Annotated in this window: 11 protein-coding genes and 1 pseudogene; 4 read left to right on the forward strand and 8 right to left on the reverse strand. The window is 73.5% G+C overall.

Going from position 1 to position 12697, the window contains the following annotated elements; all coding sequences use genetic code 11:
- Nucleotides 1–76 precede the first annotated feature (76 nt).
- The gene (locus QQS16_RS10400) at nucleotides 77–1540 is read right to left on the reverse strand and encodes an aminotransferase-like domain-containing protein (protein ID WP_286061336.1); all 1464 of its coding nucleotides are present in this window, start codon (nucleotides 1538–1540) and stop codon (nucleotides 77–79) included.
- Between QQS16_RS10400 and QQS16_RS10405 the strand changes: the two genes are divergently transcribed.
- On the forward strand, nucleotides 1539–2456 hold the full coding sequence (locus QQS16_RS10405) for a DMT family transporter (protein WP_286061337.1): 918 nt from the start codon (nucleotides 1539–1541) through the stop codon (nucleotides 2454–2456). The two genes, QQS16_RS10400 and QQS16_RS10405, sit on opposite strands and share 2 nt — an antisense overlap.
- A gap of 93 nt (nucleotides 2457–2549) precedes the next feature.
- Nucleotides 2550–2744: a DUF1918 domain-containing protein gene (locus QQS16_RS10410; protein WP_286061338.1), complete on the forward strand. Its 195-nt coding sequence runs from the start codon at nucleotides 2550–2552 to the stop codon at nucleotides 2742–2744.
- A 1-nt stretch (nucleotide 2745) separates the two neighbouring features.
- Here QQS16_RS10410 and QQS16_RS10415 read toward each other — a convergent pair whose 3' ends face one another.
- Nucleotides 2746–3987: a glycoside hydrolase family 10-like protein gene (locus QQS16_RS10415; RefSeq protein WP_286061339.1), complete on the reverse strand. Its 1242-nt coding sequence runs from the start codon at nucleotides 3985–3987 to the stop codon at nucleotides 2746–2748.
- Nucleotides 3988–4159: 172 nt separating this feature from the next.
- Here QQS16_RS10415 and QQS16_RS10420 point away from each other — a divergent pair, with 172 nt between their 5' ends.
- Both QQS16_RS10420 and QQS16_RS10425 read left to right on the forward strand, forming a co-directional pair.
- A complete protein-coding gene (locus tag QQS16_RS10420) occupies nucleotides 4160–5020 on the forward strand; it encodes a 3-hydroxybutyryl-CoA dehydrogenase (RefSeq protein ID WP_286061340.1) in 861 nt (286 codons plus the stop codon).
- 225 nt (nucleotides 5021–5245) lie between these two features.
- Nucleotides 5246–5503 (forward strand): hypothetical protein, encoded by a 258-nt coding sequence (locus QQS16_RS10425; RefSeq protein WP_286061341.1) that lies wholly within the window; start codon nucleotides 5246–5248, stop codon nucleotides 5501–5503.
- A 29-nt stretch (nucleotides 5504–5532) separates the two neighbouring features.
- Here QQS16_RS10425 and QQS16_RS10430 read toward each other — a convergent pair whose 3' ends face one another.
- The 6 genes and pseudogenes from QQS16_RS10430 to pheS form a co-directional block, all read right to left on the reverse strand.
- The gene (locus tag QQS16_RS10430; protein WP_286061342.1) at nucleotides 5533–6078 is read right to left on the reverse strand and encodes an NUDIX hydrolase; all 546 of its coding nucleotides are present in this window, start codon (nucleotides 6076–6078) and stop codon (nucleotides 5533–5535) included.
- A gap of 74 nt (nucleotides 6079–6152) precedes the next feature.
- On the reverse strand, nucleotides 6153–7493 hold the full coding sequence (locus QQS16_RS10435; protein WP_286061343.1) for an NsdA family TPR-like regulatory protein: 1341 nt from the start codon (nucleotides 7491–7493) through the stop codon (nucleotides 6153–6155).
- Between the two features lie 361 nt (nucleotides 7494–7854).
- On the reverse strand, nucleotides 7855–8256 hold the full coding sequence (locus QQS16_RS10440; protein WP_286066573.1) for a hypothetical protein: 402 nt from the start codon (nucleotides 8254–8256) through the stop codon (nucleotides 7855–7857).
- Nucleotides 8144–8881 (reverse strand): annotated as a pseudogene (locus tag QQS16_RS10445) (SpoIIE family protein phosphatase); the annotation flags it as partial. The gene QQS16_RS10440 and the pseudogene QQS16_RS10445, both read right to left, overlap by 113 nt.
- A gap of 128 nt (nucleotides 8882–9009) precedes the next feature.
- Nucleotides 9010–11523, reverse strand: coding sequence for a phenylalanine--tRNA ligase subunit beta (pheT, locus tag QQS16_RS10450; RefSeq protein ID WP_286061344.1), 2514 nt, complete (start codon nucleotides 11521–11523; stop codon nucleotides 9010–9012).
- Entirely contained in the window at nucleotides 11523–12644 is a 1122-nt protein-coding gene (gene pheS, locus QQS16_RS10455) for a phenylalanine--tRNA ligase subunit alpha (RefSeq protein WP_286061345.1), read from the reverse strand. Before pheS ends, pheT begins: the two co-directional genes overlap by 1 nt.
- Between the last annotated feature and the right edge of the window lie 53 nt (nucleotides 12645–12697).

Below are 12697 nucleotides of genomic sequence, written 5' to 3' on the forward strand. Positions count from 1 at the left end.
CCCATGGCGACCGTGTCGAGCGGTCGCGCCCGGCCGACGGCCGCGCCGCGGGCGCCCGCGGTACGGCGCCCCCGCGTCACAGCACCTCGTCACAGGCCGCCCGAAGTCTGCGTACCCCCTCGGTGATCTCCCCCTCGCCCGCGACCGCCGCGAAGCTCAGGCGGACGTGGCCGGCGGGGGGTTCGGCGCTGAAGTAGGGGCGGCCGGGGGTGATGGCGACACCCGCGCGCAGGGCGGCGGCCGTCAGGGCGGACTCACCGCCGGTGCCGAAGGCCCGGGAGGTGCCCCCGGTGCCGTCGGGCAGGCGGAGCCAGAGGTGGTAGCCGCCCGAGGGGATGTGCGGGAGACACAGGTCGGGGAGGCGCAGCCGCAGGGCCGTCGTCATGACATCGCGCCGGGACCTCAACTCCGCCGAGACCGCCCGCAGATGGCGGGGCCAGGCGGGCGAGCCGACCAGTTCCAGCGCCGCCTCCTGCAAGGGCCGGGGGACGAAGAAGGTGTCGACGACCTGGATGGCGCGCAGCCGCTCCAGCACCGGACCGCGCGCGGCTAGCGCGCTGACCCGGAAGCTCGGCGAGGTGGCCTTGGTGAGCGAGCCGACGTGCACGACGACTCCGTCCGGGTCGTCGGCGGCGAGCGGCCGCGGCAGCGGTCCGGCGTCCTCGTGCACGAGCCGTCGGACGAAGTCGTCCTCGACGACGAACGCGCCGGCCGCGCGCGCGATGCCGAGCACCTCGCCCCGCCGCTCGGGGGCGAGCACCGCGCCGGTCGGGTTCTGGAACAGCGGCTGGCAGACGAAGAGACGGGCCCCGGTCGCCCGGAACGCGTCGGCGAGCAGGGACGGCCGTACGCCGTCCGCGTCCACCGGCACCGGTACGGGCCGCAGCCCCGCCGCCCGGGCGATCGCCAGCATGCCCGGGTAGGTCGGCGACTCGACGAGCACCGGCGCCCCCGGCGGGGCGAGCGCGCGCAGGGCGGTGGTCAGCGCGGACTGGCCGCCCGAGGTGATCAGCACCTCCGCGGCCGTCACGCCCCCGCCGATGGTGCGCGCGAACCACTCCCGCAGCTCGGGCAGCCCTTCGGTGGGCGGCCGTCCCCACGCGCCGGGCCGGCGTCCCGCGCGGGCCAGTGCCGCCGACATCGCCCGCTCCGGTTGCAGTGAGGGATGCAGATAGCCGCCGTTGAACTCGATCACACCGGGCGGCGGCGCGGCGAGCGAGACCAGGACGCCGGACGCGTCCACCGATCGCGGGACGAGGTCGGCGGCGCCGTCCGCGCTCAGCGCCACCTCCTGCCACGAGGTGTCCCCGGCCGGGGTGACGGGAGTGCGCGCCGGGGCGCGGAAGGCGCCGGCGCCGGGACGGGTGACGACCAGGCCCTCGGCGGCCAGCTGCGCGAGGGCCCGTGAGACGGTCACCGGACTCACCCGGTACCGCTCGACGAGGGCTCGGCTCGATGGCAGCTTTTCACCGGGAGAGTAGCGGTTCAGCTCCCTTCGGAGCCGTTCCGCCAGATGACCCACGCTGCTACGCTCGTGCATGAGAGCACAGAGTAGCGCTATCACACCGACCCGGATAGCGGTCACCGCCCCGGCCGGGCCCCCTGCCGCCGGCACCCTGCTGGCCGGCCTGGGGGTCGTGGCCTTCTCCCTCACCTTCCCCGCCACCGCCTGGGGCCTGGAGGGCTTCGGCCCCTGGACGCTCGTCGCCGTGCGCAGCGTGCTCGCGGCGCTGATCGCGGGCGCCTGTCTGCTGGCCCTGCGCGTTCCGCCGCCCGGCCGCAGACACTGGCCGGGGCTCGCGGTGGTCGCCGCCGGAGTGGTCGTGGGCTTCCCGCTGCTGACCACGCTGGCCCTGCGGACCTCCACCACCGCGCACGCCGCCGTCGTGGTCGGCCTGCTCCCGTTGACCACCGCGCTCCTGTCCGCCCTGCGGGTCGGCACCCGCCCCTCCCGCACCTTCTGGGCGGCGGCGTTCGCGGGCGCGGTCGCGGTGGCCGCCTTCACCGTCCAGCAGAGCGGCGGCGCGCTGTCCACCGCCGACCTGTACCTGTGCGCCGCGCTGCTGGTGTGCGCGGCCGGCTACACCGAGGGCGGCCGGCTGGCCCGGGTCATGCCGGGATGGCAGGTCATCGGCTGGGCCCTGGTGCTGTGTCTGCCGCTCGCCGTGCCCGCCGCCGCGGTGGCCCTGGCGTACGAGCCGGTGCGGCTGACCGCGCAGAGCGTGGCCGGGCTGCTGTGGGTGGCGGCGGGCTCGCAGTTCCTGGGCCTGATCCTCTGGTACCGCGGCATGGCGGCCATCGGCATCCCCCGTGCCAGCCAGTTGCAGTTGGCGCAGCCGCTGCTCACACTGGTGTGGTCGGTGCTGCTGCTGGGCGAGCACCTGACGGTGGCCGCCCCGCTGACGGCCGCGGCGGTGCTGGTGTGCATCGCCGTCACCCAGCGGGCGCGGAGCTGAGCGGCGCGCACGCGCCGGTTCCAACCGGGCCCCTGCGCCGCAGACTCAGGGCCACGGACCGCTGCTCCCGCACTTGGTGAGGAGGCCCGACAGATGCGTGCAACCGTGGGCGACCAGCTTGTCCAGCACGGCAGGGTGGTCGGACAGCACGACAAGGTCGGCGAGATCGTCGAAGTCATGGGCCGGGAGGGCAACCCCCCGTACCGCGTCCGCTTCGAGGACGGGCACGAGGGCGTGTGCTCGCCGGGTCCCGACACCGAGATCCGGCACCGGGAAACCCGCCGGTGACTCAGCGCGGGGGCGTCGCCGGCCGCTGGTAGTGGTCGGCGACCACCCGCGCCATCGCGCCGATCCGGTCCGCCGCCACCTCCTTGGCGGCGAAGTGGACATGCCCGCGCACCTCGGGATGGTCCCGGGCCAGCGTGAGGTGCCGGGACAGTTCGGCCGGGTCCTGCCAGGCCGCGGGCTGCGCGGGGTCCCCGGCCTTGTAGAGCGCCTCGCCCACGTACAGCTCGGTCCTGCTGTCCCGGGCCACGCGCGCCCACCAGGACAGCAGCTCGGCGTAGTCGGCGGCGGGGAAGCCGATGTTCCAGTAGAGCTGCGGAACGAGGTAGTCGATCCAGCCCTTCCGGACCCACTTCCGGGTGTCCGCGTACAGGTCGTCGTACGTCTGCACACCCGCCCGGGTGGCCGAGCCGAGCGGGTCGGTGCCGGCGTTGCGCCACACCCCGAAGGGGCTGACGCCGAAGCGGGTGCCGGGGCGGACCGATGTGACACGGGCCGCCGTCTCCCGCACCAGCCGGTCGATGTTGTCGCGCCGCCAGGCGGCCCGGTCCGGGAAGCCGCCGCCGTGACGCTCGTAGGCGGCGTCGTCGTCGAAGCTCTGCCCCGCCACCGGGTACGGGTAGAAGTAGTCGTCGAAGTGCACGGCGTCCACCGGGTACCGGTGCACCGCGTCCAGCATCGCGTCCTGCACGAAGGCGCGGACCTCGGGCAGTCCGGGGTTGTAGTAGAGCTTCCCGCCGTACGCCACCACCCAGTCCGGGTTCCGGCGGGCGGGGTGGGAGGCGACGAGCCTGCCGGGGTCGGTGTGGTTCGCGACACGGTACGGGTTGAACCAGGCGTGCAGTTCCAGCCCCCGCGCGTGCGCCTCCTCGACGGCCGTGCCGAGCGGGTCCCAGCCCGGGTCCCCGCCCTGGGTGCCGGTGAGGTACTGCGACCACGGCTCGTACGGCGAGGGCCACAGCGCGTCGGCCGTGGGACGCGCCTGGAAGATCACGGTGTTGAGGCGTCGGCGCACCGCCGTGTCCAGGTGGGCGACGAGTTCGGCGCGCTGCCGGTCCGCCGGCAGCCCCGGCTTCGAGGGCCAGTCACGGTTGCTCACGGTCGCCAGCCACACGCCCCGCATCTCACCGCCGGCCCGCCGCCGCTCCCGCGGGGCCGCCGCACCCGGGGCGGAGGCCGCCCCCGAGGCCGGCGTGAGCATCGACAAGGCCGCCAGCGCGAACGCCCGCCGTGACAGTCGCCCCATCCGGCACATCCCTCCACACCGCGGATCCGCCCGGTCACGGATCGTCCTGGCGCCCCAGGATGCCCGACCCGGACGATCGATCATCGCTACTTCGGGGTAACGTGCACGATCGGAGCAGGCACCGAACCGCGGGGGCGGCCTGCGACAGCCGTTGATCAGCGAAAGGGACGATGTGACCGACATCGAGCGCGTCGGAGTCGTGGGCTGCGGCCAGATGGGAGCGGGCATCGCCGAGGTGTGTGCCCGTGCCGGTCTGGACGTGAAAGTGGCCGAGACCACGGGCGAGGCCCTGGAGATCGGCCGGACCCGGCTGTTCAACTCCCTGTCCAAGGCGGCCGAACGCGGCAAGATCAGCGCCGAGGAGCTCGACGCGACGCAGGCCCGGCTGAGCTTCACCACCGACCTCGGCGAGTTCGCGGACCGGGACCTGGTGATCGAGGCGGTCGTGGAGAACGAGCAGGTCAAGACCGAGATCTTCCAGGTGCTCGACCAGGTCGTGACCCGGCCGGACGCCATCCTCGCCTCCAACACCTCCTCGATCCCGCTGGTGCGGCTCGCGGTCGCCACCGCGCGGCCCGACCACGTCGTCGGCATCCACTTCTTCAACCCGGCCCCCGTGCAGAAGCTGGTCGAGCTGATCCCGGCGCTCACCACCTCCGAGGGCACGCTCAGCCGGGCCCAGGCCTTCGCCGAGAAGGTGCTGGGCAAGCACGCCATCCGCGCCCAGGACCGCTCCGGTTTCGTGGTGAACGCGCTGCTGATCCCGTATCTCCTCTCCGCCATCCGGATGTTCGAGTCGGGCATCGCCAGCCGCGAGGACATCGACAACGGCATGGAGCTGGGCTGCGCCCATCCGATGGGCCCGCTGAAGCTGTCCGACCTGATCGGCCTGGACACCGTCGCCTCGGTCGCGTACTCGATGTACGAGGAGTACAAGGAGCCGCTGTACGCCGCTCCCCCGCTGCTCCAGCGCATGGTCGACGCGGGCCGGCTGGGCCGCAAGTCCGGCTCGGGGTTCTACACGTACGTCTGAGACGCCCGCGGCCGGCGTGCACAGTGCACGTGACAGGGTGCCGGTCACACAGTGCGACCATCATGGGCCCGGCGCTCCGTTGAGCGCCGGGCCCGTCGCATTCACACGCCGTGTGCGCGCCGGGCTCGCATATGCCCGTCGCACACTCTCCCCACGCGCCCACCAGGCGAGTTGACTCTTCATGCGCACGCAAGGGATGTGACGACTACGGAAAGGAGCGGACTCGTGACCGCCGACCCCGAGCATCCCGTGGTCCAAGGAGAACTCGCAGAGTTACGCCGTCGCCTCGATGTCGCCTATGTGCGCGTCGAGGGAGGGCTGGCCCTGCTCACTCACCGGACCGAGGAGACCGACAAGGAACTCGACGACCTGGCCGCCCGGATCGTCGCCCTGGAGCACGCCCGCTGGCCGCTGCCCGCGGTGGCGGTGCTCACCGCCATGGGCGCGCTCGTCGTGACGATCTGGCAGGCCCTGGGTCACTAGCCCCTCGACACCAGGACGCGGTGGGGGATTCAGGGCAGGGCGTCCTGACCGAGCCTGAGGTGGTGCAGCAGCAGTAACGCGGCCGCCATGTTGGCGGCCGGGACCTCACCGCGGGCGACCATGTCGGGAACGAGCTTGAGGGGGACCCATTCCCGGCGCTCCGACTCGAAGTCGTCCACGGGGTGCCCGATGTACTCGCCCCTGTCCGCCCAGAAGATGTGGTGCCGGGCGTCGGTGAGGCCGTTGGACGGCTCCACGCTCATCAGGTGGCGCAGGGGTCCCGGCCGCCAGCCGGTCTCCTCCTCGAGTTCCCTGGCGGCCGCGCGCGCGATGTCCTCGCCGTCCTCGACGACGCCCGCCGCCAGTTCCCACCCCCAGCTGTCGGTGATGAAGCGGTGGCGCCACAGCAGGAGCACCTCGTTGCTCTCGTTCACCACCGTGGCCACGGCGACGGGCCGCAGCCGTATGAGGAAATGGTCCAGGTGCCGGCCGTCGGGCAGCTCCACGTCTGCCAGGTTGACGGTGAACCAGCGGTTTTCATACACAGTTTGTTCGTCCTGCTTCGTCCACTGCACGGTTCTGCCACCTTCCGTCGAGTAAGTGGCAATATCGCAGCAGGAACGAGGGGTGTCGGTGGTCGTGTGCCGGTCTACAGCGGTACGCGCAGTGCCCCGTCGATGAGTTCGGCCGCCTCGGTCGTGCCCGCACAGCCGCTGCGCACCAGGTGGTCGCGCACCGCCCGGAGTCTGTCGCGCAGCCGCTGGGACTCCATCCCCCGGGCCTGTTCGGCCATCTGCACCGCGATGGCCACCGCCTTGTCCGCGTTGCCCCGACGCAGCTCGATCGTGCTGAGCATGGCCAGCCGGTGCACCCGCCCCCGGTCGTGGGCGGGGTTGTCCACGGCCGCCGCCGCGTGCACCCGCGCCGCAGCCAGTTCGCCGAGGCTGAGCAGCGCCTCCGCCACCTGGACGTTGACCAGTCCCGGCTGGACATAGCCGGTCTCGTCGGGTTCGTGTCCGCGCCGGATGCGTTCGGCGGCCTGCTCGGCCCGACGGATGCAGGACAGCGCGCTGGTCCCGTCGCCGAGGTGGGCGTACGCCTTCGCCTGCATCGCGTACAGGTCGGACGCGAGCGCGGGAGTGATGTGCGTGCCCGCGGCCCGCAGCGCGGCCTCCGCGAAGGCCACCGCCTGCCGGTACTCCCGCATGAACAGCGACTGGTTGACCAGCAGCGCGATCACATAGGCGCCCAGCCCCCGGTCCCCGCTGGCCTTCGCCAGCCGGAGGGCCTGGTGGAAGTAGCGCTGGGCGAGCCCGTGCGCGTCGGAGTCGTAGGCGCAGATCCCGGCCACCGCGACCAACCCGCCGGTGGCGCGGTGCAGTTGGCGGCCCGTCTGGTCGGTGTAGCTGCCGCGCAGCAGCGGGGCGGCCTCGGCGTTCAGGAAGCCGACGATCCGGGAGCGGGTCGCGATGCCGCCGGCCTTGCGGTACATCTGCTCGTAGTGGGCGCGGGCCGCCCGAAGCATCTCGATGTCCGCGGAGGTGACCTGATGCCGGCCGCCGCGCGAGACGTCGACGTCCTCGGGCGGGTTCTCCCACTCCCACACGGGCATCACGGCGGGCGTCCCGGTGACCGCGGGCGCGCCCAGGACGTGCGGGCGCTGCTGCTCGTCACAGCGCCACAGGGCGGTGGCCCGCTCGACGAAGCCGGACAGGGAGGTGCCGTGCGCGGTGGCGGGTTCGCCGGGGACACCGAGGCCGATGTCGTCGAGGGTGACGGGGCGTCGCAGCCGGGCGGCGAGCACCTCGCAGATCAGGTCGGGCACCTGGCCCCGGGGGCGCTGCCCCTTCAACCACCGTGCCACGGCGGTGTGTTCGTAGCGGAGGGCGAGGCCGCGGGCCCGGCCCGCCTGGTTCACATGGGCGGCGAGGCCCGCGTGCGAGATCCCGGCTTCGTCCAGGATCGCGTCGAGCAGAGTGTTGGGCTGCATGGGAGGCCCCCCGGTGACTCGGTGCCGTCAGAGTAGTGGGTGCGCCTTCGCACGGGGTGTGAACGGAGTGCTCGAATCCGTACCGTGTGCGCGCTGTCGCGCAGAGTTTCCAGCCGGTTGACTGAAATGCCTCGCAAGAGGCCGGCCGGGCCGTCGGCTCCCCCTCGTACAGTGCGGCGGCCCGGCATGCCGGTGGCTAGTGCCGCGGCAGGCAACGTTCGCCCGTCAAGGAGCGGCGTCCGGTGCGTGCTCTCGGCGTGCCGGCCGCAAGCCCTCGTACTGGATGTACTTGGGCTTTCGGCCGGTGCGGCGAGAGTGCGTGCCGGACGCCGCGACGGGGCGAACGTTGCCTGCCACGGCACTAGCGGCGCGTGGTCGGCTGCGGGTTCATGGCGGCCGGCCGCGCCCGTGCGGCGGAGCCGCAGGTGTCGCCGTCCCGCGTGCCGGAGCCGCAGGTGTCGCCGTCCCGCGTGCCGGAGCCGCAGGTGTCGCCGTCCCGCGTGCCGGAGCCGCAGGTGTCGCCGTCCCGCGTGCCGGAGCCGCAGGTGTCGCCGTCCCGCGTGCCGGAGCCGCAGGTGTCGCCGTCCCGCGTGCCGGAGCCGCAGGTGTCGCCGTCCCGCGTGCCGGAGCCGCAGGTGTCGCCGTCCCGCGTGCGGAGCCGCAGGTGTCGCCGTCCCGCGTGCGGAGCCGCAGGTGTCGCCGTCCCGCGCCGCCGCGGGGTGCCGTCGCGCCCGGTCGTTGCGCAGTACCAGGAGGGCGACATCGTCCGCGGGGGTGCCCGCCGCGTGGCGCAGGAGCGCGGTGAAGACCGCGCCCAGCACCGCCCGGGGCTCGGCCGCGGGGCCGGCCCGGACCGCCTCCGACAGGGCGGCGGACAGGGAGAAGAACCGGCCGCGCGCGTCCCGCGTGTCCTCCGCCCCGTCCGTGTGCGGCACCAGTGTCTCGTCCGGCAGCATCACGATCCGCACGCCGTGTGCGGTGGCGACGACCTCGTACAGGTCGCCGCCGATGCTCGCACCGCGGTCGGCGGACAACTGGGCGGCGGCGACGGCCGGCCCGTCGACGCGCGGGGGCGGCGGCCGCAGCAGCACGTTCTGCGCGGCGCCCGCGACCTGCCGGGCCTGCCGCAGTTCGCGCAGCAGGGTCCGGCGGACGTGCAGCACGAGTCCGGTGCCGACGCCGAGGAACACGGCACCGGTGGCGGCGCGCGGGCCGAGGCCGTGCCGCTGGGTCAGCGGACAGACCAGCTTGTACGTGACCGCGACGGCGCCCCACACCGCGGGCGGTCCGAGCGCGAGGGTCCGCCGCAGCGGCATGCGGACGGGTGCCCGTGCGCCCGTTCGGGTGCGCCGCACCCCGCGCCGCACCCCAGCCTTGACCCGGATCATCCCGATGGCCCCCCAATCAGGCCCCGACAGCGCAATCGGACCGACCCCGAAAGGCCGGTCCGATTGTGTCGAGCACCTGGCCCGCGAGGACCACATCACCGGGGAACTCACTCCATCGAGTGAGGTGACTAACCCCTCAGGACAGCGCCCGTCCGCTCGCCCGCCAGGGCGACCGCGGCGTCCCGGGCCGCCGACGCCTCGTCCACGGTCAGCGTCCGGTCGGGTGCGCGGAAGCGCAGCGCGTACGCCAACGACTTCCTGCCCTCGCCCAGTTGCTCGGCGTTCTCGTACACGTCGAACAGCCGGATCGCCTCCAGCAGTTCGCCCGCGCCCGCACGCAGCGCGGCCTCCACCTCGGCGTGCGGGACGAACCTGTCGACCACCAGGGCGACATCCTGCGTGGCGACGGGGAACGCGGAGATGCCCGGCGCCCGCACCGTCGCGTCGCCCACCCGCTCCAGCGCGTCCAGGTCGAGCTCCATGGCGCAGGTACGCGCGGGCAGTCCGAGCGCCTTCAGCACCCGCGGGTGCAGCTCACCGGCGTGCCCCACGACCCGCTCGTCCCCGTCGGCGACGACCACCAGCTCGGCGCACCGGCCGGGGTGCCAGGGCCCGTACTGCCCGCCGCGCACGACGAGCTCCGCACCGGCCTCGCGGGCCACCGCGCGCGCCGCCTCGACCGTGTCGGCCCAGTCGGCCGGACGGCCCCTGCCCCACCAGCCGGCCTGCTCGCGGGCGCCCGCGAGGACGACGGCGACATGGCGCGGCTGGTCCGGCAGCGCGGCGTCGAGTTCGGCGATCTCCGCGTCGGTCGGGCGCCGGTCCACGGGCAGCGGGACGGCGACGCGCCGCTCCTCGCGCGGGAGGAAGACCAGGCCGGTCTCGAACAGCGCCAGGTCGTGCGAGCCCCGGCCGTCGTTGCGGCGCAGCGCGGCGAGCAGGCCCGGCAGCAGCGTCGTGCGCAGCGCGGGCTCCTCGTCGCTCAACGGGTTGGTCAGCCTGACGACCCGGCGGGCCGGGTCGTCGGCGGCGAGACCGAGCTGGTCGAAGACCTGCTCGCTGACGAACGGGTAGTTCGGCGCCTCGACGTATCCGGCACCGGCCAGCGCCCGGCCGACGCGGCGGTGCAGCCGCTGCCGGTGGGTGAGGCCGCGGCCCGCGGGGGGCCTGGGCAGCGTGGAGGGCAGGTTCTCGTAGCCCTCGAGGCGGATGACCTCCTCCGCCAGGTCGTTCGGGGCGCGCAGGTCGGGCCGCCAGGACGGCACGGTGACGATCAGCTCGTCCTGCCCGTACACGTCGCAGCCGACCTCCTGCAACCGGCGTACGACGATCTCGCGGCCGTACTCGACCCCCGCGACCTTGTCCGGGTGGTCGGCGGGGAGGGCGATGGTGTGCGGCGCGGACGGGGCGGTGACCTCGGTGACCCCGGCCTCGGCGGTGCCGCCCGCGAGCAGCACCAGGAGGTCGACGGCGCGCTGCGCCGCCGCGGCGGCGGCCTGCGGGTCGACACCGCGCTCGAAGCGGCGGGACGCCTCCGAGGACAGCCTGTGCCGGCGGGCCGTGCGCGCGATGGAGACGGCGTCGAAGTGGGCCGCCTCGATCACGATGTCCGACGTGGCGTTCTCGACGTCGTCGTGGTCGGCGATCTCCGTGTTGGCGCCGCCCATCACGCCGGCGAGACCGATCGGGCCGCGGTCGTCGGCGATGACCAGGTCTGCGGCGTCCAGCGTGCGGACCACGCCGTCCAGGGTGGTGAGCTTCTCGCCGGGCTCGGCGCGGCGGACGCCGATGGTGCCCTGGACCAGGGTGCGGTCGTAGGCGTGCAGCGGCTGGCCCAGCTCCGTCATCACGTAGTTGGTGACGTCGACGGCGAGCGAGATCGGGCGCATGCCGACCTTCTGCAACCGGCGCCGGAGCCAGATCGGGGAGCGCGTCTCGGGGCTCAGGCCGGTGACCGTGCGGGCGGTGAAGCGGTCGCAGCCGATCGGGTCGGCGATGCGGACCGGGTAGCCGAAGGCGTTCGGGCCGGGCACGTCGAGCAGGGCCGGGTCGCTGAGCGGCAGACCGTAGGCGATGGCGGTCTCGCGGGCGACGCCGCGGATGGACAGGCAGTCGCCGCGGTTGGCGGTGACGGCGATGTCCAGGACCTCGTCGACCAGTTCGAGCAGCTCGATGGCGTCCTTGCCGACCTCGGTCTCCGGCGGCAGCACGATGATGCCCTTGGTGCCGTCGTCACCCATGCCCAGCTCGTCGCTGGAGCAGATCATGCCGTGGGAGGTCCTGCCGTACGTCTTGCGCGCGGAGATGGAGAAGCCGCCCGGCAGGGTGGCGCCGGGGAGCACCACGACGACCTTGTCACCGACGGCGAAGTTGCGGGCGCCGCAGACGATCTCCTGCGGCTCGCCCGTGCCGTTGGCCTGTCCGACGTCGACCGTGCAGAAGCGGATCGGCTTCTTGAAGCCCTCCAGCTCCTCGATGGTCAGCACCTGGCCCACGACGAGCGGGCCCTTGAGGTCGGCGCCGAGGTGCTCGACCGTCTCGACCTCCAGGCCGGCGGACACGAGCTTGGCCTGGACGTCACGGCCGGTCTCGGTCGCCGGCAGGTCGACGTACTCCCGCAGCCAGGAAAGCGGGACGCGCATCAGATCTCCATCCCGAACGGCCGGGTGAACCGGACGTCACCCTCGACCATGTCTCGCATGTCTTCGACGTTGTGGCGGAACATCAGCATCCGCTCGATGCCGAACCCGAAGGCGAACCCGCTGTACTTCTCCGGGTCGACGCCGCAGGCGGTCAGCACCTTGGGGTTGACCATGCCGCAGCCGCCCAGCTCGATCCAGCCCTCGCTGGAGCAGGTGCGGCAGGGCCGGTCGGGGTTGCCGACGGACTCGCCGCGGCAGACGTAGCACACCATGTCCATCTCGGCGGACGGCTCGGTGAACGGGAAGAAGTTCGGCCGCAGCCGGGTCTTCATGCCCTCGCCGAACAGGGACTGGACCATGTGGTCCAGGGTGCCCTTGAGGTCGGCCATGGTCAGGCCCTCGTCCACGGCGAGCAGCTCGACCTGGTGGAAGACGGGCGTGTGGGTGGCGTCCAGCTCGTCGGTGCGGTACACGCGGCCGGGGCAGATCACGTACACCGGCAGCTCGCGGTCGAGCAGCGAGCGGATCTGCACGGGCGAGGTGTGGGTGCGCAGGACGACGCCGGACTCGGTGCCGCCCTCGGGACCCTCGACGAAGAAGGTGTCGTGCTCGGTGCGGGCCGGGTGGTCCGGGCCGATGTTGAGCGCGTCGAAGGTGAACCACTCGGCCTCGACCTCGGGGCCCTCGGCGACCTCGTAGCCCATGGCCACGAAGATGTCCTCGATGCGCTCCGAGAGCGTGGTGAGCGGGTGGCGGGCGCCGGCCGGCACGCGGTCGTACGGCAGCGTGACATCCACCGCCTCCTCGACCAGCACGCGCTGGTCCCGCTCTGCCTCCAGCTCGCTCTGGCGGGCGGCGAGGGCCTTGTTCACGGCGCCGCGGGCCTGGCCGACGAGCTTGCCGGCGGCGGCCTTGGCGTGCGGGGGCAGGGCGCCGATCTCGCGGTTGGCGAGGGCCAGCGGGGAGGTGCCCCCGGTGTGGGCGACCTTGGCCTCCTGGAGCGCGTCGAGGGAGTCCGCGGCGGTGAAGGCGGCGAGCGCCTCGTCCCGCATGCGCTCGATCTCTTCCGGTTTCAAGGCCTCGACCTCTACTGGGTCGTACGACTTATTCGGTGCCGACATCTCTTCCCGTGCTTCCGGTTGGCTGGCGGATGGTCCCCGTCCCGACTCGGGGG

Origin of the sequence: Streptomyces sp. ALI-76-A, assembly GCF_030287445.1 — a bacterium.
In the GTDB taxonomy this organism is placed as follows: Bacteria; Actinomycetota; Actinomycetes; order Streptomycetales; family Streptomycetaceae; genus Streptomyces.